The following is a 23,449-nucleotide window of genomic DNA, read 5'->3' as shown; positions in this document are numbered from 1 at the left end:
ATATGCATGACGTTTATTTGAGCAAAATAGCATGAATTCGCGGTTTAAAGAGTGCTCAGCATTCAGTTGTTAGACAGTCTGACGTGTGATTCTGTGAAGGGAAGATTTGGGACCACGATGGAAACCAATTGATTAACACAAAAAGCCTGGGACCAATCCAAGGCTTTTTCTACTTACTAACAGGTTGTGCATAACTTCAAGATAGGAAACATAGTAGTTCTGTTAAATCAGGAGTTAGGGCGTTCCCTTTAGAGAGCAAGGGGAACCAACTGCAGAAGATGGAGCTGGGATTGTCGGAGGAGGAGCTTCAAACATTCCGGCATACCGCAATGGAATCGTTAAAGCTCAAACGCTGGACGCACGGTGAAATCTCGTTCGAATTTGCCATGCGCCAGAACAAGCTGTGCACGAGTGTCGCGTTTGAATCCAATTATAATATGTCCAGCCTGATGGAAGAATTGAATCCGAACAAGAAAAAGGATTAAGCAAGCTCTTTAGACAGAAAGCTTGGCCACGATTTCGTATATATCATACAGCACTTTATTTATTTTTTATTCGTATTCCTTATTCGGGCTTACATAGAAATCGTTGAACCGCTGACAGCTGCTGTTGGTGGTTTTTTTTGACAACAGCAACCGGGGTTAGTTGAATCTAAGTTTTTCTCGGTGCTTTGTAAATGATAAAGACAATACTAGCTAATGCCAACAACTCTAAGATAATTGAATAAGGCGGCGCATGTGTAACTGTGGAATGTAAAAAACTGTGCATTTCATCAAACCTGGGGCTTATTTTAAGCACCCACATGACATCTGGAAGAGCGCCCAGGAAAGCCGATACCAGGACAAATACATCTTTATCACGCCAGGCTATATATAACAAAAACAGGATGATCAGGGAGCCGATGAGTACATTGCTCAACATTTGCAGCTCAAAGTGGGGTACTGCATCTAAAGCAAAATGCGAGCACAAGGATAACGCTAATATAACTGGCAGTGCAACTGTCTTTTGGATGCCGGATGTGTTTTTGACTGAAGATAGGACATACATAGCAGATGCTGCTGCCATATGTGTGGCTACGAGCACAATAATTCTCCTCTCCTGTTGAGACTGCACAAGAGCCATTATAATTTGATTTTGGCGTACTTACAACAAACGTATGAGTTCGTTAATAACTTGGCTATACTGGCGGGTATAGGGTGGTGGCTGCTATGGCGTTCTTGCCTATGTATCAGAGGCTTGCAGAGTTGTGGACTGTAATGCAGCAACGACAACTCACGGCCGACGAAAAGATTGAAATGGACCAGTGCCTCAAGCTCAATGCCAAGCTTTGCTGGGATATGGCGTACTTGGAGAATGTGTCGTTGATGGCGTCGTTAACAGCAGATGTGGAGTGGCAGCACGAAATATGTCTGGAGATCGAATCGTTACAGCTGGGACAAGATAAAAAGCCGGGGAGATAATCCCGTGGCTTATTTTCGTTGAGTCAACAAATGCGTTGGAATATCAAGGCCCTCAGTCCGAAAGGAAAGAGGGCTTCATGCTTATACAGGAAAGGATATACGTATCTTCAACTTGGGCGGAGCATCATATTTAGATAAAGGCACGGCTAATAATAACCAACAGAATAAAGAGAACAAGAATTTCACCTGTAGAAGTTCCTAAACCAAAACCTCCACAACTTCCGCCAACTCCAAGTGAACCCATGTTAATCCCACCTTCCGCCATGCATAATGTATGTTATGAAAGCCCGATGACATGTGATTGGGCGCTGCCAACTGATTCATCATATTGTAGCTTGAAACCTTTTCATTGTTATAAACGTTGTTGTTATTACGAGGTGATTAAATGAAAATATACATATTTTTTCCATTGATAATTTTGTTATTGACTGCTTGCAATGATTCTAACAGTCAAGTGGTGTACAGTCATGAATCTGATTTTCCAAAGGTCACCAAACCCTATCGTGCTGAAAAAGCAATCCAAAATGGTGATGTAGTCAACGTCCACGGTAAATTTACGAATTTGGATAAGTGGCATCAATTTATGGAGGGTGTTACAACGAATCAAGCAGGAAAAGTTCGTATTACGCAATACACTATTGAAGGGGACCCTATCTTCTATGAGCTAACGTATAATGGCAAGCTAATCAAATACACATTCGATAACTCCATGGATGCATTTGGTTCAGATTTGAAAAGACCAACTACAAACTGCAAAGCAATAGAGAAAAAGAAATCGGAACAAGGTCAAGAAGGTTACGTCTTAAATGAATGTGAAAATAACCAAACAGGTAAAACCTTTTGGTTTGTGGAAACACAGTAATTATGAGTCGTTCCTTATGTAATTGCAACAAGATGGGTCAATCAAATAAGCTTTGCTCCAACTGGTTTAAGATTTATTGGCGAAAGACATTCCCTTCGCGGCAAGAGCTTGCTTGAGCTGATCAATTGCCTTCGGCCCCATACCGTGCAGCTTCAGAACCTCTGTTTCAGTGAGCCTCGTCAACTGTTCAAGACGCGTATAGCCGGCCCCAATGAGTGCTCGCCTTGCTGGATTCGATAATTTGATGGGAAGATCACTTTCGGATTTTTCCTGAGAATGGTTATTTGACATTACGATTCCCCCGCATCTATTCTCTATGTGGTGAAGCAAGGCTTAGCTGCCATGAAACCCCGTATTTGTCTGCTACCCAACCAAACTTCTCACTGAAAGGATACGCTCCTAAAGGCATTAATACAGATCCTTCCAGAGATAATTTCTCAAAGACCTTACTAACATCTTCTTCGGTATCACAAGTTACATACAAGGACATAGAAGGAGTAAAGGTAAAGGCATGCTGTGTGTTGCTATCGATACACATAAACTCTTGTCCATTAAGAGAGAAGGTAGCATGTACCACTGTGCCCTCAGCTCCAGCTTCATTTACCCCATAACGAGAAATACTTGTTATTTCGGAATTCTCGAATAAAGAGATATACAAATTCATCGCTTCTTCAGCTTTACCTTCGAACATTAAAAACGTCGTGATTTTTGTCATAAAGATCAATCTCCTTTAGCATATTGCCTAAATTGTTTACCCACAGTAAAACCACTTTGTTTAATTAGGAAGCTATTATTATTCCTTTGCCTTATCTATCAACAGGCGGTTATATTCATTCAATACAGCATCCATCATTCTGCTTGCAGTGAGTAGTTCTGGGTCTGCCAAGTCCTTGTTTCTGGAAAGTCGATTTAGCTCCTGCCTAAGCTCCTCAATGCGCTCGATAAGCTGATCTAATTTAGTGGTCATCTTGGATTCTCCTTTTGTGGTTTGTAATTAGGTTTCCCACAAAGTAAAGGAAGATTCGACTTTCAAAAAAATTGTATGTGTGGAAATATCAAAAGCCCTCGTTCCTTTTATAAGGACTGAGGGCTGCTTACTGTTTATTGTGGATTATTTTGTTTTGGAATTCCATTTAAACTCGGTGGTCGTTTTGCGGCTGTATTAGCTTGAAGCTCAGCCTCTTCTTCTATAAATTTGTTTTCTTTAAAGTCTCGACTTTTGGGCGAATCGGGTTTGGTAACATCCATGTTAAGAAATCACCTCCTGTCCCGTTTAGTATCCCAGCAAGCAAGCTTACTATTCGGGGAGGAACCTTCTTTGCTTATCAGGATACCTCTTTTATATTATCTGGAGAATCATTCTTAACATTCCCTACAGCTTTGGTCACCGGGTACACCCGCAGCTCCTCATCGGGATATGGTTGTCCAATCAAAGATTGCAGCAGGTTTACATCCTGAATGCTGCGGTCCAGCCATGCTGCCTCATCTTGTTTCCTCAGAATGATCGGCATCCGATCGTGAATGCCTGCCATCGTCTTATTCGGTACTGTCGTAATAATCGTACAACTGCTGATCTTGTCACCCTCTGGACTTACCCAGGTATCATAAAGGCCAGCCATCGCAAATAATTGTCCGGTTCTTTTCACTATCCGCATCGGCTGCTTTCCATCTTCAGTTAGTTTCCACTCATAAAAACCGTCTGCAGGAATGATGCAGCGTTTGCTCCTTAATGATGTTCGAAATGCGGGCTTATCTGCAATGGTTTCCACCCGAGCGTTGATCATGGTATAACCAATCTTGGCATCTTTGGCCCAAGAGGGGATTAGCCCCCAGCGCAGCTGCCCTAACTTGTTCTGTGCTCCATTGTTAATAATGGCAGGAACCATTTGTCCAGGCGCAACATTGTACCGCGGCTCATAAAAGGGTGTTGAGCTTTCAAGCATAAATCGCAGCATCAATTCTTCCTCGGTAACGGTGATCGTGTATCTTCCGCACATTGAAAAACCCCCTATGAATATCGATACCACCATTTTACCTCAAACCTTTCAAGGCTTAAACGTTAATAATCGAGTATCCAGAAAATACCTAATACAAAAATGATATTAAGAAGTGTTTGCGGTTATTTTGCGATGATTTTGTTGGGCTTGTAAATGAGATTTTCAGACTTGTGGGTAATCAATACAATATAAACGACATCTACAATAAAAATGAGGATATACAGCATTGTTAGCAAAAGGGAGTGCGGGTATTGGGAAAAACACAAAACGGAGATGCACAGCGTACCAATCATTTTAAAATAAGCGATGGATGTGGACTGGCCTTGGAAGTTTTTTATCATCAGCATGCGGATAAACAGGATGGACATCATGAGGTTGATGCCAAATGCTGAATATTTGCCCTCAAGATCATGAAATTCTTTCGCGATTCCATAGTGCAGCAGAAGGGCAATGGCCATTAAAGAAAAGATAACGGTTTTGGCGGGAAAACTGGGATTTTGTTTCTTGGAGTAATACAAACATTGCAGAAGAATGATACAGTCCAAGAAGAACCAGATCACGGTTATGATTTGTTGCAGCGGGTCAAAGGGGAGGATGAAGGAAAATAAAAACTCCCAAGTGATATTGGCACAAATGGCGGCGGTTGGCATACCGCTAGTACGATCCTGATAGCTTTTATAAATCACAAGTATGTAGGTGATTGTCCAAAAAAAGGCCATTCCAAGCAGCAGCAACAGTTCTACACGCTGAGAAAATAAGTGTTGCATATTGAGAAAACACATCCTTCCGGGGATTTTCTCTTATAAGTATGATTTGCCAAGCTTGCCTATGATTTTGTTTTCAAACGAAAAAAAGCCCCAATGGGCTTTTTAATAATCATGTAACTGAATAGTGTCGGATTTGTACGGCAGGTCTTTTGGATGACTAATCCTTTTTGTTTTTATTGCTCCTACCCATCGCTTTTTCGGCACGGTTAGCCATATTTATTGTATCCTCAACAGTATCTTCAACCGTTTTCTCTATGAAGTTTGCTACTTTATCAACCAATGAATGGTGTACTTCCTTAGGCATACATATCCCTCCTCTATCTTACCCAATGTCTATAAATTCCCCCATATAATCCCTGATTATTCACATGTTAATAGGGTTCTGCACCGTGAGCGATGTTTACGGCTTTATCTGGTGCCTGATCACCGTTTCTATTGCCTAGCGGTTTTTGGCTGGATCCACCCTTGGGCGAATTTTTAAGACCTTCTCGTAATCGGCGTCCGTATTCTTCGTCGGCTTCTGCAGCAAGTGCGATCATGGCATCACGGATACGGACGTCACACCGCGAGAGATCGCCAACCAGATTGGAAATCAATTCATCCCGTTCCCAATCTTTGAAACGTCGATAGGTATCACCTGCTTGCTGCGTATTGTTCGATCGATCAATGGAATGACGCACAAGCCTTCCTTCAATGAGTGGTGTGTATTCCTTCCCGGCTTGCTGTGCTTCAACTAATCCACCCAGAAGGGAAGGCTCATAGTTGATATGAGGATTGTGGCTCGGTGACCGATCGACATAATATTCCATTTGGCCGCCGCTTTGGTTCGTGGCTACCCGCTTTTTGGGAGCGTTAATCGGCAATTGCAAATAATTGGCACCTACCCGATGACGCTGTGTATCTGAGTAAGAAAACGTACGACCTTGCAGCATCTTGTCATCTGAAAAATCGAGACCATCAACCAGCACGCCTGTACCAAAGGCGACCTGCTCCACTTCAGTGAAATAATTGACCGGATTTCGGTTTAAAATCATTTTTCCGACCGGCAGCCATGGGAACTGATCCTCCGGCCACAGCTTGGTATCGTCAAGGGGATCGAAATCCAATTCAGGATGCTCATCATCACTGAGGATTTGGACAAGCAGCTCCCATTCCGGGTAATCACTGCGTTCGATGGCTTGATATAAGTCTTGGGTCGCATGATTAAAATTGGTTGCCTGGATCTCGCTGGCTTCTTTTTGCGTTAAATTTTTGATACCCTGCTTCGGTTCCCAATGATATTTAACGAGGACCGCTTGACCGTCGCTGTTCACCCATTTATATGTATTAACGCCAGAGCCCTGCATCATGCGATAGTTGGCTGGAATGCCCCAAGGCGAATAAACAAAGGTAACCATGTGAAAGGATTCAGGGGAGCTGGCACAAAAGTCGAAGAAACGTTCCGCATCTTGAATGTTCGTAACTGGATCCGGTTTAAAAGCGTGAATCATGTCTGGGAATTTAATGGCATCGCGTATAAAGAAAATTTTCAGATTGTTACCAACCAAATCCCAGTTTCCGTCCTCTGTATAAAATTTCACAGCAAAACCACGGGGATCACGAAGGGTTTCCGGGGAATGACCACCATGAATAACCGATGAGAAGCGGACAAAAACAGGTGTCTGTTTTCCTTTTTCCTTAAACAATTTGGCACGCGTATATTTGGATACCGGCTCGTTGCCTACAGTTCCGTAAGCTTCGAAATAACCGTGCGCACCCGCACCCCGCGCATGAACAACACGTTCTGGAATACGCTCCCGATCAAAGTGGCTGATTTTTTCGATAAAATCGTAATTTTCCAAAGTAGCTGGACCCCGATTACCTACAGTTCTTATGTTCTGATTGTTGGTTACAGGGTGACCTTGCCGGTTTGTCAAAGTATTATTGTCCTCAGTATTCGACTTTTGATTATCCCGATAAGACGGATCATTGGTCATTCAATAGCCCTCCTTGATTGTAATCATCAGGTACTCCTTATTGGCAGCTCCTGCCATCAGTTGTCCCAAGCATAGATTTCCGCGTTGTCTCAACAAATATTCCTGTCTTTCTGCAACCCAAATAAAAAGGCGATTCCTCTCGGAATCACCTTGATCTAAGTATATGGAGCGATTCATTATCTGGAAAATTTGCCTGCCAGTTGTTGCTCAGCGATTTGAACCAGACGGCGCGTGATGTGTCCCCCGATTGCTCCGGTGTCGCGAGATGCCATGAAACCGTAATAACCATCCTGAGGAATTTGAATACCCAATTCTTGAGCCACCTCATACTTCAATTGTTCTAAAGCTTGAGAGGCTTGAGGTACGACTAAGGTATTGCTGTTGCTGGATTGTCCTTGTGCCATTGATATCACCTCCGTTCATACAGGTAGTATGTGACAATTCCAAAATCCTACACATGTAAATAGTTGGGAATTTATGGGTTGGCTGGGGACACAACAATATTTACTCGATACAAGCTGTCATTCCATTCGAGACGGGCTCCGAGCGATTCCGCGACAAAGCGCAGTGGAACATACATCAGACCATCCACAACCTCGGGAGCAGCATCCAGCTCGACGGGTTGTCCATTCAGCATACCTGTCGTACTCCCTGGTGTGAGAACAGCGTTCAACTTGCCTTTACTAAGATGAAGACTGGAATCTGCGGGATTCCAGCTGTATTCAGCCTGGATACGATTAAGCAGCACACGAAAGGGGACCATCGTGACATCGTGCTCGATATAACCGTCCCGATTGCCCGTTAACGTACCATTGACACTGAGCTGCACCTGTGGCTTGTCCGTCTGCTGCACAATAAGCGCATTACTCAGCAGCCGTCCTGGCTTGCGCAGCAGCTTTCCCTGATAGTACAGTGCCGAGCTTGCCCCGCCATCCAGATTAATCGCATCTGTAATGCCAGCCTGCAATAAAGCATTGGCCATTTGATCAAGCGTGGAATAAGAAACAGTACCTACAACCAGCAGCTGGTTGTCATCGACACCGGCAAAGCTGCGTACATTAGCCTGCGAGGTGACAAGCGGATCGTTAAAACGATCGCGTTCAACATCAATATCCACAACTCCACCTGTAAGCAGCTTCGGCCCGGCACCAATGGCCATTTGCAGTTGGCTGATGGGGATGCTCATGTTCGAATCGAGATTCACACTTGATTGGTCCATGCTGAAAAGATCACCCACTTTAACCGACTTGGTCACAGAATCAAGTGTCTGATCGGATGATAGCAGCAGCACATTCCCGCCAGCTGGAATTTGGATGGGGTCAATGGAAAACGCAGCAACCTTCATATCGGCTGCGATGGCAACTTTAACTCCAGGGTAATCGATGACATCTCCGTAATCCTTGGAGAACACCCATGCGCTTTTCGTGCGGTCGCCATGATAGCTGTCTACACCATTCAAAGGCAGACTAAGCCTGCCCACCCTTACGGAGCTGCTGATGGAGAGTCGTTGTATCGCTGCTTCCTTATCCTTGGAGACGGTAATCGAAGTTTCTTTATCTCCACGGTAGAACAGGTCATTATTGTTCATTAGCATGCCATAGGGGGTTCTGTAATCGATATCTTCTGTAAATGCATCGAAATAAGTGCCATTAATGCCGACAACAGCCTCGTTATCACTCATCATATCGATGAAGGGTTGTACACTGCCTACCTGATGATTTGCTGCTATCGCCTTCACCTGAACGGTCGGGTCCTTCAGATTGATCCGAATCAGCTCCAGCGTATAGGTACTGCCTTCATAGCTTACATTTCGCTTTTCATGCACAATAGCATGTTCATTGGCGAACACAGGGCTTACTGCGCCAGCCGATATGAGCAGCATGGAAGCCAAGCCTAATTTAATCGCAAACTGAAGTTTTACAACGGGCATACCGAACTGTAGTTTCAAAATAGTGTCACCAATCCAATCTTTTAATTTAGGCAGATCAAAGCTTCTATACATCACATCGCAGAATCTTTATAATTAAAGCATGAAACAGATCTACAGGGGAAGTAGGGGGGAGTATATTGTTTACCTTAAGCTGCACCAACTGGTCCTGGGATGCCGATTTGCAAATTATTCATGCCGATGTACTGCTGAAGATAGATGGAGATGTACTGATCGACGAGCCGCTTTGTGTGGATGTTGGTCTTCCGGCTTTGCTGTACAGTGTGACTCACGATGCGGAGCCGAACCGTTGGGGAAAGGTCGATGAGTGGGAGCGGATGCCCTTTTTTTGCTGTGGATGCGGAGACCCGGAGTGCAGAGCTTTTTCCTTCCGAATCCGTCATAGTGATCAGGGGAGCCTGGAGCTAACGGAGCTGGAGGAGCGGGAGCATGGGGAGCCGAGGGAGCATAGTTCATACACTATCGCATTACAAGCATACCGGACAGAGGTTGTGTTTATGGCCAGGCAGTTTCTTTCCCATATTCAGGGACTCGATTATCGGCCTTATTATGCAGATACGGCCCAGGTGGTCGAACGACTGTTGAAGCAAATCGAGGCTTGATCAAATAGTTCGGAATATTGTTATAAAAATGAACCTTAGCTACTTGTTGTCGACTCCTGTATCCTTTATGGTATAGCTAGACCGCGTTGGATACATTTTTTTCATCCAAAATATAGCTGCTGTGGAGGGTCATCAATGAGCGAGCAATACAATCGCAACAAGCTCGTAAAAGAGCGAAACTATACATCGTTTATTCTGATTTTTTCGTTTGTTCTGGTGTCGATTATAGCTTTATTGTTTTTCTTGCCGGGGTATGACGGGCATCTCGATTTTGATGTTACGATTTTTCCCTTATTGAATGCCATCTTCAATTGCTTTACTTTTATTGTTTTGGTGTTGGCTTTGGTGGCCATCAAAAAAAGAAACATTCCGCTGCATAAAAGCTTTATTATGGCAGCCTTTGGATCGACAACGCTTTTTTTGATCTCGTATGTTACTTATCATTTTCTGACCGAGCCAGCCCGGTTTGGTGGAAGTGAAGTCATGCGGTATGTGTACTTCTTCATTCTGATCACACATGTAACTCTGGCGATTGTGAATGTGCCGCTGGCGCTATTATCAGTAACACGCGGATTAAATATGCAGATTGAACGTCACCGCAAAATTGCCCGTTGGACCATGCCGATCTGGTTATATGTGAGTCTGACAGGCGTTATCGTGTACTTGCTGATTTCCCCTTATTATTAAAGAGGACAGGCTTGGCGAAACTTGTGTTCCCGACGGCCTGCCTGATGATTGTAAGCACAAAAAGCCGTCCGGCAATCCGGGCGGCTTTTTTGTTGGTTCTGTCACTAATCGCATGTTTCAATTAGGACTGTGGTGGTGCTACCGTTGAATTTCTTAAAATACCGATTCCATCGATCTGGCATTCAATCAGCTCACCAGCCGCCATGAATTCAGCTCCTGCAGGAGAACCGGATAAAATGACGTCGCCCGGCTGTAAAGTTAGTACGCGAGATAAATAAGAAATCAAAAACGGAATGGATAAAATCATCAATTCCAGCTCGCTGTCCTGCTTACGTGTTCCATTATGCTGAGCTTGAACTCGGATCTGCTGCAGATCCAGCTCGGTTTCCAAATAAGGTCCGAGCGGTGTGAACGTATCGAATGATTTGCTGACTGTCCAATGACCGTCAGGATGGTTAAACTGTGGTGCAGTCACATCATTGGCAATTGTATAACCAAACACGTAATCCAGTGCTTCCTGCTCCTGAATGTTACGGGCTTGTTTACCGATAACGACTACAAGCTCGGATTCAAATTTGACTTCGCTGACGCCCGACGGAATGACAATATCCGCTTCAGGACCAATGACAGAGGTAACAGGCTTATAGAAAAAAACAGGGACCTTTGGCAGCTGCTCGGGTTTGGTTTCTCCAGCGGCGATGTAATTTTTGCCTACTCCGATAATGGAATGCGGTTCAAGGGGAGCAAGCAGCGTAACCTCGTTTAGATCGTAAGAGGAGCCCTTGTATTTCCAAAGTCCAAAAATATCCCCTTCAATCACATAAAGGGTCTGTTCTCTTAGAACAGCTTGCTTAATCGAACCGTCTGCTTTTAAGGCAAAGCGTGCAAATTTCATGGGAATTGACTCCTTATCCGGTTATAAAATGATTAAAATTATTAAGTTCAATATAATGAACTTAGTTCATTAATAATAAATTAATTGTATCACCTCATAAAAAATCGGTCAATGTGTAAATACATACGTGACTTCAAGTACGCAAAAAAGCCTCCATTCCAATAAGGAATAGAGGGCGCGGTTTCAGTCAGGCAATTTAAACGGGGGAGCTGAAGGACAGCTTGTCAGCCAATGCAAGCACTCCGCTTAACGCTTTCTCACGTTTTTCCTCCCAATGGTGCAGAGGCATCGAGAAGCTGACTGCGGCAACCATGTGACCGCCGCTGTGATAGATCGGCGCTGCAAGACAATTGAAGCCCATCACGCCTTCCTGCAGATCGATTGCATACCCTTGCTTGCGAATGATGTCCAATTGTTCAAGCAGCTCACGTTTGGTGCGAAGTGTAAAAGGGGTCAGACTGGATAAATTCTCTTCGGTATACAACAGCTGCAGCTCTGAATCCTCCAGACCTGACAGCAGCATCTTGCCAAGTCCGGTGGCATGAGCTGGCAATCGGGTCCCCGGACCCGAAACCATTTGAACGAGTGAAGGGGCTGCTTCCTTGGCGAGATACACGATCTCGCTGCCATCCCTGTTGGCCAGTTGAATCGATTCATTAATTTCTTGCATAAAGGCAGGCGCCTCTGCCCGAAAGGCATCAATTAAATCATACTGACTGAAAAATGCATGACCCATCCGGCCAAAATGCATGCCCAGTGTGTAGGCATCTGAACGATCACGAGTAATCCATTGCAAGGCTTCCATCGTTTGCAGCAAAGAGAACATCGAGCTTTTGCTGATTTCCAATCGTTTGCATAGCTCGGTCAGTTTGAGCCTTGAGGGCTCCTCGGCAACAAGGCGGATGACGGCATGCGCTTTTTCAAGAGCGGGCACCCAGTATTTTTTGTCCATAATTACTCCACTCCTGCGTATATCGTATATGGAAATAAGTTCATTAGGCTACATAAGCATGAGGCTATCTTAGCATCGGGGTATGAAGGAGTCAATCCAGCTTCTTCCTATTTATCGAGCAAATATGAGGCAAAAAACCTCCTGAGCTGCCGTGCAGCTTCAGGAGGTTGGAATCGTTGCTGTTCTAGAGGTGATTAATTTCCAGGGTGACTTCCAATTGCAGCGTATCTCCGGGCTTGATGCCCTGTAGACCCGTCACTTCGGCAGGCTGATCGATATTGGGTGCATTGGTGACCCATGTGTAAGGCTCCAGACAAATAAAATCATGGGCTTCACCTTTGGTGAAGATCACCCACTGCTTGAACAAATCAGAGCCGCTGTAACGAATCTCTACCTGATTATTGGATAAAATAGCCGTGCACGGATTGCTGCCAATCTGAAAAACGGTATCCATATTGTGGCCTTTCAGTGAATCTCCCTCAATAAGTGCTTCGTAGCGACCGAGCGGGGCTATATGGCCAACCGGGATATTCACTTCATTCAGCTCCCAGATGCCTTTTACAGGCAGCTGAAGCTTCCAGCTTTCCGGTTTACCATCGAGTAGAAACCAGGTATGTAAACCGTAGCCAAATGGAGCCGAATCCGTTCCTTTATTCGTAGCCTTCAGCGTTTGGGTAAGCTTGCTGCCATCCAGTACATAAGTAATTTCCAGCTCCAAGGCATGCGGGTATTGGCGCTGCACATGTTCATCCTCAGCCAGATTTAAAGTAGAGGTGATGAACAATTGCCCGTTTTCCTTTTCTCCTGCTTGCGTTACGACCCAAGGCTGCTGGCGGACCAGTCCGTGAATATGATTGCCGGTAGCTGGCTGGGTGATATCAAATTGGTAGCTGCGGCCTTCGAAAGTAAACTGCCCTTTGTCGATACGGTTAGGTGGCATCAGGATCGGTGTTCCAAATTGCACGAACTGCTCGGACAAGGCTGCAGGACCCTCAGGGGTGCGCAGCATTTCCCGCTGAAGTTTCTTGTCCCAGATGCTGTATACATTGTTGCCAATTCCAGGGCAGATGGAGACGATCAGAAACTCATTTTCCAGTACATGGGCAGGCGTACCCTGCCAGTCGATTTGCTTAATCATGGGATCAGCTCCTTATTTGGGATAAATGTGATGGCTATTAGATGATGAGGTCACCCTATTGAGACCTATTGCAGCTATATTGTAGCATAAAGTGCGACGGCGAGGATAAAGAAGCTTGCACCCTGTATTTAAACCCCGAAATCAAAATTCGGATACACGTACTGTGCCTTTGCAGGCTCTGCTTTGGTGATTTTCTCGACCTTCAAAAGCATAATGTCCATATCATTGAACTTGGTTTGCTGAATCGTGCCTGTTACGGTTACCCATGAATCGCTCGGGAATTGCTGGGCACGCTCGTAATCAACGAGAACGCCATAAGGAGCAGCATCAGCGGAGCAGCACTGAATGGCAAAACGTCCGACGACGAATTGACTGGCCTTCATATCATCCTGACGATATACGAAGCCGGTGAGCTGCATCTTTTTGCCGACAAATTTGTCAAGATACAGATCCACGGTGGTCAGTGTTTCCATATACAAATCTTCTTTTACAGGAATCACACTTTCCTGATACAGCTCCTTGGCATAGGCAGCGTAATGCTTGGTGAATTTATCGGATGGAAACATTTCATCCTGCTTATCGACCGGTGCAGCGCCCGCTTTAGGACTTGTTGCTGAGGAGCCAGAGGCACTTGTATTGCCAGTTGTGTTGGGAGTGTTAGTCCCACTGCCAGTCCCAGTTCCTGTGGTACTGCTTGGAGCAGGTGCCGGGGCAGCTGCAGGTGGTGCAGCCTGGGTGGACGATGTATCTTTCTTGACCGCTGTCGCGCTGCTCAGATTCATCCCTTTTTTAGCTGCAAGGCTGCTGCCCATAGAAGCGTCCGGAAGCAGGAAGCCAAGCAGCAGAGGGAAGCAAAACAAACCGTAGATCAAGGTATTTTTTAATACCGAGGGCGACGGGGTATGATCATGATCGCAATCGCATGCAGCGACAGAGCCGGTGAAGGCCCGAATCGCTTGGTAAATTTGATAAACAGCAATCGCATAGAAGCCAACGGCTGACCACTTTACATAGTCCACCATGCGGGGGGCGATGTAATATAAAATATTGTCGGTTTTGACTAGATAGGCGATATACATCGCAAACCCGAATAGAATCGAAGCTTTAATAAAATGATGCAGGCTTAACCATTTTGTACTCACGTCAGCACACTCCTAAGCAAATACGATTTTTTCGAAAATAAGCGAGCATACAAGGACAACAACGATAATCAGCGCAGATAAAGCCAATACAAAACGGGTACGGAACGCAGATAACAGCATTAACAAACTTTTAATATCCAGCATAGGTCCAAAGACGAGAAACGTTAATAAGGAGCCTGTAGAAAAGGTCGTTGTGAACGATGAGGCGACAAAGGCATCGGATGTGGAGCATAGCGAGAGCACGAAACCAAGCGCCATCATGAACAGATGGGATGTAAATTCTCCTTGACCTATGGAAACAAGGCTGTCCCTGTTCACGAGTGTCTGAATAACAGCCGTAATGATGGCACCGAATAACAAGTATTTACCCATATCGAAAAACTCATCGGATGCATGACCCAATACACCAAAAATACGGCCGACAATCGTGGTTGGAACAGGATGAGCGTGATCATGGTCATGATTATGGGGGTGATCGTGCTTATGCGCATGACTGCCTGGGCCGTGGTTATGATGTTGATGTTTATGATCATCATGGTGATGGCTGTGCTGGTGATCGTGTTCGTGATCGTGCTTATGTACAGTATGATGCTCATGGTGATCATGCTGATGCACATCAGTTGAAGTCCTTAGATAGGTCAGGTCGCGCAGCGGATTGCTTTTGAAAAACTTGTAAATGATCAAGCCGATAACGAGCGCTACAATAAAGGCCAGTGCCATCCGGGAATATGCGATTTCCGGGCGGCTGCGAAAGGCCATATAGGTGGAAGCATAGACGACCGGATTAATAATCGGACCCACCAATATAAAGACGATGGCTACATAGACAGGCATACCTTTTCTCATTAAACGCCGAATAACTGGAATCATACCGCATTCACATAATGGAAAAATAATACCGACCAGGCAGGCGAACAAAATTCCAAGCACCGGATTTTTGGGAATTAAACGGCGAATCGTCTGCTCGGTGACAAACATTTGGAGTAATCCGGAAACGAGCACCCCCAGCAGAACAAAAGGAAAGGCCTCCAGAATAATACTTAAAAATATCGTTTTAAAGCTTTGCACGGTTGTGCTGTCCAGGAAGGAGAGATCTGGCGTTTGTTTTTGTGTGAAAATGAGAAACAGCATAACCAGGCAAATGAGCGTGAGCACATTCGTGCTCCATCGAAGTAATGGCGTTTGCAATGGACATATCTCCCTTTCTAAATCGTAATTATTATTATAACTTATGAAGCAAATTGAGTATATAGGACATGCCGCGCACAAAAAAATCTTCATATTACGGTAAATAGTTGGCTTGTTGACATTCCTATATTGAAATCTTATACTGTACAAAAGTATGTTGTCTCATTTCAAAGCATACCTGATGGTTAGCAAATGAGGGTACAGGCATTGACAGGAACAAGTAAACGACAGTGATGTCTTTCAGAAAGCCGGTGGCTGCTGTGAACCGGTAGACAGCTTGCGTTGAATGGATCCTTGAGCTGACGGCTGAACGACTTGAAGGAAGACCTGTGTGATGCGGGTGTGCCATTCGGAGTCCAACGCTGGTCCGGGCACTTCCCGTTACAGAAGATAAAGGCTTGATGACGTACGCGACCTATGGGTCGGTTATCAGCGAAATAGGGTGGCACCACGGTTATCCGTCCCTGACAATGGGGCTTTTTTGCGTTTCTGGAACAAATGTGGCATGGAAAGATCAAATGAGGGGGAAATCAAATGAAACGTGTATTATCGGGTATGCAGCCCAGCGGTCAATTGACATTGGGTAATTATATCGGGGCTTTGAAAAATTATGTGACTCTGCAGCACACGCACGATTGTTACTTTATGGTAGTGGATCTCCATGCGATTACGGTACCTCAGGAGCCGGCAGCCTTAAAAGAGCAAAGTGAATCGGTAACGGCATTGTATATCGCGGCGGGTATTGATCCGGCTAAGGCCACGGTATTCATGCAGTCACACGTCAGACAGCACGCTGAGCTGGGCTGGTTGTTCACCACCTTAACATATATGGGCGAGCTGGAACGAATGACGCAATTCAAGGACAAATCGGAAGGCAAGGATTCCGTAGGAGCCGGTTTGTTTACGTATCCTTCGTTAATGGCAGCTGATATATTGTTATACAACGCGGATCTGGTACCTGTCGGCGATGATCAAAAGCAGCATTTGGAGCTGACGCGTGATCTGGCTCAGCGCTTTAATCAACGGTATGGCGACACCTTCACGATTCCTGAGCCGTATATTCCGCAGGTTGGGGCACGTATCATGTCATTGGACGATGCTTCCAAAAAGATGAGTAAAAGCAGTACGAATGCGGGCAGCTTTATTACGTTGTTGGATTCGCCTGATGTGATACGCAAAAAAATAAGCCGTGCGGTTACCGACTCCGGCCGTGAAGTGAAATTTGATCCGCAGGCGAAGCCAGAGGTCAGTAATTTAATTAGTATCTATGCGAATTGCTCAGATATGAGTATTGCTGAGATTGAAGCCTTGTACGAGGGCCAAGGCTATGGTCCATTCAAAAAGGAGCTGGCTGAGCGTGTAGTTGCTTTGCTGGAGCCTCTGCAGCAGCGTTACCGTGAGATTCGTGAATCCGGCGAGCTATATGACATCTTGCGGCAAGGCGCAGAGAGAGCCACAGAGCAGGCTGAGAAAAACTTGCGGATCGCCAAAGAAAGAATGGGTTTTCTTGTACTTTAAAAAATTGTACAAATGTATTATTCATAGCAAGCTCAAAAAAAAACGCAATGGTGCTGAATCCTCAGCCGCCATTGCGTTTTCTTAATTTGGCTTTCACAACAAAGCCGAAGCCGATAAAGCCGATCGAGAGAATCGAGAACAGCCCCACAAGCCAGCCGTTACCTATACTCATGGCGTAGCTGATTGCGGTTAGTAGCAGGGTGCCGATGACGGCAAAAACGAGTGCCAAACCTTTGTTCATTGTTGGAATTCCGCCTCTTTTACGAATATTTGAAAATCTAAAAAACATTTTTCAGCAGGTGCGTATACTTTTTATCAGATGTCACATAATAAGTTTGCAAGCTTGCAAATACATCAAAGCTATTCATTCAGATTTGAGAGGAGTGCTGATTATCATGGCACAAGGACAATCCCGTAACAGTAATGTATTGGTGGTACCGCAGGCATCTTCTGCACTAGAGCAATTAAAGTATGAGGTTGCCCAAGAATTGGGTATCCAAATTCCTCAGGATGGCTATTACGGTTACATGGCAACTCGTGATACAGGCGCAATTGGTGGCCATATTACTCGTCGTCTGGTACAAATTGCAGAGCAATCTTTGGCAGGCGGACAATCTCGCTCATAGGGCATCGAATTTCAATAGAAGCTCAAGGATCTTGTATCCTTGGGCTTTTTAATCGTTTCATAAGCCAATTGAGATCGGCCATCATCATAACGAAAGGGCTGCCGCAGCAGCCCGGAAGTCATCATGTCCAGGTGACAATCATTGCTGTAAATCAGCTATCAGGTGTTGACCCTCAGCTTTTTCTCCAGACGTGTGTCATTGACCCAGCCTACATAAGAATCAATCGGGTTCAATTCATTATCCAGCAGCAATACTGCGACGAAAGGGTACTGCTTGCGGTGACGATAGCGCACATCGGCCCATCGTACCTCATAGCCCCAGTCATGACTGCGTAAATCCGAGCAGGCGAACGAAGTGAAGTACAGGAATGCGGCAATGTCACTGTGCTGCCTGGATGCCTCAACAGCAGGGTGTGAGGTGCAGGACACTTCATCAATCCATTTGATCTGGTTGTTTTTGTATTCACCAAGTGCAAAACGTCCATCACTCTTTGTTTTGACAATTTGCCAAAAGTTCAGGTTAAAGGTTGGAATCAAGATATAACGATCACCAGGATGATAATCGGGGTCCTTGTGATACAGATTGGATTCCAGCCTATGATGCCACCATGATCTCCATATATAATACACTGCCAGGCACGCATATAAAATAGGGAAAATAATCTCAGGTGCAGCCAGATGGACAGCCCATAATAAAATCGCTACGATATGAGAGACGAAAATAAACGGATCAAAAATATGGATAATGTTCCAGGCAATCCACTTTTCCGTAAATGGCCTGAATGCCTGAGTTCCATATGTATTGAATAAATCTGTAAACACATGGAAGGCGACCGCGATGAATACCCACAGGGCAACATGAGCCAAAGGCAAGCCGTCGAACAAAAGCATTAATACGAGCGTAATAAGAGCCGTCCAAATGAGCACAGCAGGGATGGAGTGTGAGCGTCCGCGGTGATTTTTGATATAAGCGGCATTGCTCTTGAAACGCAAGAGCGTGTCCATATCGGGTGCTTGCGACCCGACAACAGTCCCGATGAGTATGGCTGTGGAAAGCACAGGATTTGCCGCTACAACAGGATCAATATAAGCCAGTCCGGCCAACCCGAATCCAATTACTAGATGTGTTCCACTATCCATGGGGTTTCCTCCTAAAAGTTTTGCGTATGCAAAACTGACTTCGTAAGCAATGGTTTCATTTTAGTGTATCATTTTTTGATTTAAAATAAAGCTTGGTAGGTGAAAAAATGTCCAAAGTTTTTGTTGAATATCAAATATTACCCCAACACAGGTCAGTTTATTCACAGTGGATTCAAATTGTCAGTGACAAGTGCCCAGAGCTGGAACTGCTCGAAGGCGTAGATCAGCCTGGCTTGTTTATTGAGGTTTGGAGTGGCTGGACACGTGAAACGTTCTTACATATGAAGCAGATGAGAAAGAGTGGCACGAATCAATCGGCAGATATGGAGAATGAGGCTACAGTTCGTTATCGCACGATTGAATGGCACTGCTTGGATACTTGGATTCAAGGCGGCGTTTCCAAAATAAATATTTGGCATTTTGAAAAAGTTAGATAGTCCATAATATGAGATCAATAAATCCATGGTAACTTTATATTAATCGCGGTAATCTTACTATAGTTAATTAATGGATCGGTTAAAGTAGCTGATAATAGTGGGAACACGCGGGGGGATACAGATGGAGAGAACAACAATTTTTTGGAATCATATTAAGAATTATCGATGGTCCTACCTGATCGGATTTGCATTATTGTCCATTTCAAGTTTACTGCAATTATTGATACCTGTGCTTTTGGGGCAATTTACCGATAAGCTGCAGAGCTCGCTTCTGAATGTTCAGGAAACGATTCAATTTGCTGTCTGGATGGTCGTGATTGGACTTGGGATTGCCTTCTTTCGCTCCACCAGCCGTATTTATCTATTTCGTTTATCGAGAATGCTGGAGACACGTGTTCGCGGCGATTTGTTCAAGCATTGGGAAAAGCTGTCGGCCCAGTATTTCAATAATCAACGGATCGGTGATCTGATGTCACATGCGATCAGTGATGTCGGCGTTATTCGCGAGGTAACGATGCAAGGATACTTTAATATTATGGAAGCCATTCTGCTGATTGCCGTCTCGGTTGTTGCGATGGTAACGACAGTCAATCCTTGGCTGACACTGGTAACCATGCTTCCCTTGCCGCTGCTTAGTATTCTGGCTTATCGCTTTAATGGCCGCATTCAAAAGCAATCGGCTGACATGCAAAGTGCGATCTCCGATTTAACAAGCCGCGTCCAGGAGTTTACGGCGGGTATTCGGGTCGTAAAGGCTTATGTCCAAGAAAAAGAGGAGCAGAAGCTGTTCGAAAAAGACAATGAACACGCTGTCAAAATGAACCGGATTTTTGTTCGGACCAACTCATTATTTGGCTCCTTAAGTACGGGCATTGTCGGATTCAGCTTTTTGGTATCGGTCGTCATGGGTGGGGTGATGGTGCTCAATCATGTAATAACACTCGGTCAATTCGTTGCTTTTAACACCTATCTGTCTCTGTTGATGGGTCCGATTGAGAATTTGGGCAAGGTCGTGAACCTGATGCAGCGCGGAAAAGCGTCGGAAGTACGCATCATGGAGATTTTTAATACACAGCCGCAGGTTATTGATGATATGGTCGCTAATCAGGATATCCAGCATATCGAGGGCGAAATTGAGTTTCGTGATTTGACCTTTGCTTATCCCGAGGAAGAGGATCGGCCCATGCTGAAAAATATATCCTTGAAGGTGCCAAAGGGCAGCAGCCTCGCTATCGTAGGTCGGGTGGGCAGCGGTAAAAGCACACTAACCAATTTATTGGTCAGATTGCATAATCCGCCAGTGGGAACCTTATTCATAGACGGTCATGATATTCACGAAATCCCGTTAACCACGCTTCGCGGACAGATAGGTATCGTACCGCAGGATCAATTTCTGTTCTCCTCGACCATTCGCGATAATATTGGTTTTGACCCGAATCCATATACGGACGAGCAGGTTGTGGAAGCATCCAAGGTGGCCCAGGTGTATGAAAATATTGTGGAATTTCCGGATCAGTTCGAAACGACTCTCGGGGAGCGTGGCGTATCATTATCAGGAGGACAGCGTCAACGGGTGAGTATTGCTAGAGCGATTATTAAAAAACCGTCAATTCTCATCTTCGATGACAGCTTGTCGGCCGTCGATACGATCACGGAGGATTTGATACTGGAAGGCTTGAAATCGGTGATGAACAAACGGACAACGATCATTATCGGGCACCGAATTTCATCGGTTCAGGGAGCCGATCAGATTGTCGTCATGGACGAAGGGAAAATTATAGAGCGCGGTACTCATGAACAGCTGCTTCGTCGCAATGGGTTATATGCGGATTTACATCATAAGCAGCAGCTCGACCAGGAAGCAGAGCGCCAGGATGGACAGGATATGGAACGGCTGCAAGCTGCCGTGCTTCAGGAAGGGGCCAGCCTATGAATATCCACACAGAACAAGATCTCAAGCACATGAAGGACAGCCAGCTCTTTTCCAGACTGATGTCTTACGCCAAGCCTTATTGGAAAATGATTGTATTCTGTATCGTGCTGGCCTTTTTGATCGTCGTTTCCGATTTGGCAAGACCTTACTTGATGAAAATAGCGATTGATGGACATATTAATGGATTAAATAAGCCGATGTTATCCATGGAAAGCGCGCAGGGACAGCAGCTGCAAGTATTCGATCCGGTCACGACATGGAATGGACGCGATTATGTAAGAATTGAACCTTCGGATGTCGAAGCGGGAAAATTTCCTCAGGGCGCAGTGAAGGCTCAGATTGTAAGTGTGGACAACAAGGATTATATGATAGAGGGCTGGAAAACCACTCAGGAGAGTGAAGTCAAGCTGCTGCCTGATGATGGGACCGGTAAGGTAAGAATTTCTGCTGAAAATCAGATCTACGAAGCTGTACCGCTAGACGAAACTATGATGGGCTTGTTTCGTAAGCAGGATTATATCGGCTTTGCCAAAATTGGAGTTTTGTTTTTACTCACGGTAACCGCTGCTGCCCTACTCAGTTATTTGCAAAGCAACCTGCTGCAGTATACGGGTCAGCGAATTATTTTTAATATCCGCGACATGCTGTTCAAGCATCTGAGCCGGATGTCGATGTCCTATTTTGACAGAAATCCGGTGGGCCGGCTTGTAGTCAGGGTCACTCAGGATACAGAGGCATTAAACCAGTTATACTCTCAGGTTATCGTAAACCTGATTAAAGATGTTATTACACTGCTGGGCATTGTCCTGATCATGATGCAAATGAGTATGAAGCTGGCGCTGCTTTCCTTTGCAGTCATTCCGGTGCTGGCTGTAATGACCTTCTGGTTCCGCCGAATGATGCGGGAAGCGCAGCGAACAAGCCGAGTTATTTTGTCCAGACTGAATTCATTTTTGGCTGAGAACCTGTCCGGTATTCGTATAACCCAACTGTTCATCCGTGAGGAACGGCAGGGTGAACAATTCGATAAACATAATAACGATTACTATCGTGCAGGGATGCGTGGAACGGTAATTAACTCGATATTTCAGCCGACCATTGGGTTTATGGGGAATTTATCGATCGCCTTGCTCCTCTGGTATGGAGGCGGCAGTGTGATTGACGGCAGTATAACGTTTGGTATCGTGTACGCCTTTACGCACTATGTTCGACAGTTCTTTCAGCCCTTGTTAAGTCTTGCCGAGAAATATAACCAAATCCAGACCGCTATGGTAGGTGCGGAGCGGATCTTCGAGATGCTGGACGAGAAACCATCCATCGTCGATGCTGTACAGACAACCAGTCTGCCTGCAGCGGTTCGCGGTGAAATTACGTTCGAGCATGTGTGGTTTGCTTACAATAATGAGGATTGGGTATTGAAGGATGTCAGCTTCACGATCCATCCTGGACAAACAATTGCCTTCGTAGGTGCAACAGGTGCTGGCAAAAGCTCAATTATCCAGCTTATCAATCGCTTCTACGATATTCAAAAGGGCAGCATTCGTCTGGACGGTATCGACATACGCGACATTCCGTTGGATGAGCTCCGTCACTGTATCAGTATTGTTCAGCAGGATGTATTCCTGTTCACTGGCGATATCTCATCGAATATTCGTCTGAACAATACGAGCATTACGCAAGAGCAGGTTGTCCAGGCAGCGAAGATGGTTCATATGGATGATTACATTCAAACCTTGCCGAATGGCTATGAGACGATACTGGGTGAACGAGGTATCAATCTATCGCTCGGACAGCGGCAGCTGTTATCATTCGCTCGGGCTATTGCCTTCAAACCGCAAATTTTGATCCTGGATGAGGCAACCTCCAATATCGATACCGAGACAGAACTGGTCGTGCAGAATGCGCTGCATAATATATCCGCTGGTCGTACGACCGTCATTGTTGCCCACCGGTTGTCCACGATTCAGCATGCAGATCAAATTATCGTTATGCATAAGGGCAAGCTAAGGGAAATCGGCAATCATTATCAATTATTGGCGCAGCGCGGCTACTATCACCGATTGTATGAGCTGCAATTTAAAGAGCAAAAACCTTTGCTGACTGCGAGGTAACAGATAATAAGTATGCACAAAGGAGCTGCCGCGGCAGCTCCTTTGTCATTTTCACTCATGGAAAGGATTGG

General features: G+C 45.2%; 29 protein-coding genes and 1 other annotated feature. Of the genes, 10 read left to right on the top strand and 19 right to left on the bottom strand.

All coding sequences use genetic code 11. The features are described 5' to 3' along the window. Positions 1-278 precede the first annotated feature (278 nt). Complete coding sequence (locus tag BK127_RS43225; protein WP_144026649.1) at positions 279-485, top strand: hypothetical protein; 207 nt, start codon at positions 279-281, stop codon at positions 483-485. A 166-nt stretch (positions 486-651) separates the two neighbouring features. On the opposite strand, the gene BK127_RS33990 is transcribed toward BK127_RS43225, so the two are convergent. Beyond that, positions 652-1,065, bottom strand: a complete 414-nt coding sequence (locus tag BK127_RS33990) for a hypothetical protein (protein WP_179097705.1) — start codon at positions 1,063-1,065, stop codon at positions 652-654. A gap of 143 nt (positions 1,066-1,208) precedes the next feature. On the opposite strand from BK127_RS33990, the gene BK127_RS33985 reads away from it, so the two are divergent. After that, complete coding sequence (locus tag BK127_RS33985; RefSeq protein WP_076236614.1) at positions 1,209-1,460, top strand: DUF7667 family protein; 252 nt, start codon at positions 1,209-1,211, stop codon at positions 1,458-1,460. A 130-nt stretch (positions 1,461-1,590) separates the two neighbouring features. Here the strand turns inward: BK127_RS33985 and BK127_RS42730 are convergent, their stop codons facing one another. Next, entirely contained in the window at positions 1,591-1,704 is a 114-nt protein-coding gene (locus BK127_RS42730; RefSeq protein WP_083689807.1) for a sporulation protein YjcZ, read from the bottom strand. A 141-nt stretch (positions 1,705-1,845) separates the two neighbouring features. On the opposite strand from BK127_RS42730, the gene BK127_RS33980 reads away from it, so the two are divergent. Continuing rightward, positions 1,846-2,322, top strand: a complete 477-nt coding sequence (locus BK127_RS33980) for a DUF4362 domain-containing protein (protein WP_076236612.1) — start codon at positions 1,846-1,848, stop codon at positions 2,320-2,322. Between the two features lie 66 nt (positions 2,323-2,388). Here BK127_RS33980 and BK127_RS33975 read toward each other — a convergent pair whose 3' ends face one another. From BK127_RS33975 to BK127_RS33940, 10 genes are all read right to left on the bottom strand, one after another. Continuing rightward, positions 2,389-2,613: a helix-hairpin-helix domain-containing protein gene (locus tag BK127_RS33975; RefSeq protein WP_076236609.1), complete on the bottom strand. Its 225-nt coding sequence runs from the start codon at positions 2,611-2,613 to the stop codon at positions 2,389-2,391. Positions 2,614-2,629: 16 nt separating this feature from the next. After that, entirely contained in the window at positions 2,630-3,037 is a 408-nt protein-coding gene (locus BK127_RS33970) for a VOC family protein (protein ID WP_076236606.1), read from the bottom strand. 78 nt (positions 3,038-3,115) lie between these two features. Then, complete coding sequence (locus tag BK127_RS33965; protein WP_076236604.1) at positions 3,116-3,289, bottom strand: aspartyl-phosphate phosphatase Spo0E family protein; 174 nt, start codon at positions 3,287-3,289, stop codon at positions 3,116-3,118. A 134-nt stretch (positions 3,290-3,423) separates the two neighbouring features. Next, positions 3,424-3,570 carry a hypothetical protein gene (locus BK127_RS44135; RefSeq protein WP_179097704.1) on the bottom strand — a complete coding sequence of 49 codons (147 nt, stop codon included), beginning with the start codon at positions 3,568-3,570 and terminating at the stop codon, positions 3,424-3,426. 77 nt (positions 3,571-3,647) lie between these two features. Next, positions 3,648-4,319 carry an SOS response-associated peptidase gene (locus tag BK127_RS33960; protein ID WP_076236602.1) on the bottom strand — a complete coding sequence of 224 codons (672 nt, stop codon included), beginning with the start codon at positions 4,317-4,319 and terminating at the stop codon, positions 3,648-3,650. A 122-nt stretch (positions 4,320-4,441) separates the two neighbouring features. Then, on the bottom strand, positions 4,442-5,086 hold the full coding sequence (locus tag BK127_RS33955) for a transmembrane-type terpene cyclase (protein ID WP_076236599.1): 645 nt from the start codon (positions 5,084-5,086) through the stop codon (positions 4,442-4,444). 157 nt (positions 5,087-5,243) lie between these two features. After that, the gene (locus tag BK127_RS44130; protein ID WP_179097703.1) at positions 5,244-5,390 is read right to left on the bottom strand and encodes a hypothetical protein; all 147 of its coding nucleotides are present in this window, start codon (positions 5,388-5,390) and stop codon (positions 5,244-5,246) included. A 67-nt stretch (positions 5,391-5,457) separates the two neighbouring features. Continuing rightward, positions 5,458-7,062, bottom strand: coding sequence for a catalase (locus BK127_RS33950; RefSeq protein WP_076236596.1), 1,605 nt, complete (start codon positions 7,060-7,062; stop codon positions 5,458-5,460). A 176-nt stretch (positions 7,063-7,238) separates the two neighbouring features. Then, complete coding sequence (locus tag BK127_RS33945) at positions 7,239-7,466, bottom strand: alpha/beta-type small acid-soluble spore protein (protein ID WP_076236594.1); 228 nt, start codon at positions 7,464-7,466, stop codon at positions 7,239-7,241. Positions 7,467-7,537: 71 nt separating this feature from the next. Further along, the gene (locus BK127_RS33940; RefSeq protein ID WP_179097702.1) at positions 7,538-8,992 is read right to left on the bottom strand and encodes a stalk domain-containing protein; all 1,455 of its coding nucleotides are present in this window, start codon (positions 8,990-8,992) and stop codon (positions 7,538-7,540) included. A 137-nt stretch (positions 8,993-9,129) separates the two neighbouring features. Between BK127_RS33940 and BK127_RS33935 the strand changes: the two genes are divergently transcribed. Together BK127_RS33935 and BK127_RS33930 are read left to right on the top strand one after the other, a co-directional pair. Then, entirely contained in the window at positions 9,130-9,612 is a 483-nt protein-coding gene (locus BK127_RS33935; RefSeq protein ID WP_256711571.1) for a hypothetical protein, read from the top strand. A gap of 135 nt (positions 9,613-9,747) precedes the next feature. Beyond that, positions 9,748-10,299, top strand: a complete 552-nt coding sequence (locus BK127_RS33930) for a DUF420 domain-containing protein (protein WP_076236586.1) — start codon at positions 9,748-9,750, stop codon at positions 10,297-10,299. A 121-nt stretch (positions 10,300-10,420) separates the two neighbouring features. On the opposite strand, the gene BK127_RS33925 is transcribed toward BK127_RS33930, so the two are convergent. The 5 genes from BK127_RS33925 to BK127_RS33905 form a co-directional block, all read right to left on the bottom strand. After that, positions 10,421-11,194 (bottom strand): fumarylacetoacetate hydrolase family protein, encoded by a 774-nt coding sequence (locus BK127_RS33925; RefSeq protein ID WP_076236584.1) that lies wholly within the window; start codon positions 11,192-11,194, stop codon positions 10,421-10,423. Between the two features lie 196 nt (positions 11,195-11,390). Beyond that, entirely contained in the window at positions 11,391-12,146 is a 756-nt protein-coding gene (locus BK127_RS33920; RefSeq protein ID WP_076236582.1) for an IclR family transcriptional regulator, read from the bottom strand. Positions 12,147-12,330: 184 nt separating this feature from the next. Beyond that, the gene (locus BK127_RS33915) at positions 12,331-13,284 is read right to left on the bottom strand and encodes an aldose 1-epimerase (protein ID WP_076236580.1); all 954 of its coding nucleotides are present in this window, start codon (positions 13,282-13,284) and stop codon (positions 12,331-12,333) included. A 128-nt stretch (positions 13,285-13,412) separates the two neighbouring features. Further along, positions 13,413-14,426, bottom strand: coding sequence for a TIGR03943 family putative permease subunit (locus tag BK127_RS33910; protein WP_076236579.1), 1,014 nt, complete (start codon positions 14,424-14,426; stop codon positions 13,413-13,415). Positions 14,427-14,438: 12 nt separating this feature from the next. After that, entirely contained in the window at positions 14,439-15,614 is a 1,176-nt protein-coding gene (locus BK127_RS33905) for a permease (RefSeq protein ID WP_256711570.1), read from the bottom strand. Positions 15,615-15,812: 198 nt separating this feature from the next. Then, positions 15,813-16,083 (top strand) — a binding site (T-box leader). A gap of 65 nt (positions 16,084-16,148) precedes the next feature. Here BK127_RS33905 and trpS point away from each other — a divergent pair. Further along, complete coding sequence (gene trpS, locus BK127_RS33900; RefSeq protein WP_076236577.1) at positions 16,149-17,132, top strand: tryptophan--tRNA ligase; 984 nt, start codon at positions 16,149-16,151, stop codon at positions 17,130-17,132. Between the two features lie 61 nt (positions 17,133-17,193). Here the strand turns inward: trpS and BK127_RS33895 are convergent, their stop codons facing one another. Beyond that, the gene (locus BK127_RS33895; RefSeq protein ID WP_256711569.1) at positions 17,194-17,421 is read right to left on the bottom strand and encodes a hypothetical protein; all 228 of its coding nucleotides are present in this window, start codon (positions 17,419-17,421) and stop codon (positions 17,194-17,196) included. A 106-nt stretch (positions 17,422-17,527) separates the two neighbouring features. On the opposite strand from BK127_RS33895, the gene BK127_RS33890 reads away from it, so the two are divergent. Beyond that, positions 17,528-17,758 (top strand): alpha/beta-type small acid-soluble spore protein, encoded by a 231-nt coding sequence (locus BK127_RS33890; RefSeq protein WP_076236572.1) that lies wholly within the window; start codon positions 17,528-17,530, stop codon positions 17,756-17,758. Positions 17,759-17,916: 158 nt separating this feature from the next. Here the strand turns inward: BK127_RS33890 and BK127_RS33885 are convergent, their stop codons facing one another. Further along, positions 17,917-18,897, bottom strand: a complete 981-nt coding sequence (locus BK127_RS33885; protein ID WP_076236569.1) for a metal-dependent hydrolase — start codon at positions 18,895-18,897, stop codon at positions 17,917-17,919. A 107-nt stretch (positions 18,898-19,004) separates the two neighbouring features. Here BK127_RS33885 and BK127_RS33880 point away from each other — a divergent pair, with 107 nt between their 5' ends. From BK127_RS33880 to BK127_RS33870, 3 genes are all read left to right on the top strand, one after another. Beyond that, positions 19,005-19,334 (top strand): hypothetical protein, encoded by a 330-nt coding sequence (locus BK127_RS33880; protein WP_076236567.1) that lies wholly within the window; start codon positions 19,005-19,007, stop codon positions 19,332-19,334. 121 nt (positions 19,335-19,455) lie between these two features. Further along, complete coding sequence (locus BK127_RS33875; RefSeq protein WP_076236564.1) at positions 19,456-21,267, top strand: ABC transporter ATP-binding protein; 1,812 nt, start codon at positions 19,456-19,458, stop codon at positions 21,265-21,267. Next, positions 21,264-23,378, top strand: coding sequence for an ABC transporter ATP-binding protein (locus tag BK127_RS33870; RefSeq protein WP_076236562.1), 2,115 nt, complete (start codon positions 21,264-21,266; stop codon positions 23,376-23,378). Before BK127_RS33875 ends, BK127_RS33870 begins: the two co-directional genes overlap by 4 nt. Positions 23,379-23,449 lie beyond the last annotated feature (71 nt).

The sequence above is a fragment of the Paenibacillus sp. FSL H7-0331 genome, from assembly GCF_001956045.1.
The sequence above is the reverse complement of the archived record's forward strand: the minus strand, read 5'-3'. Positions and strand labels throughout refer to the sequence as shown.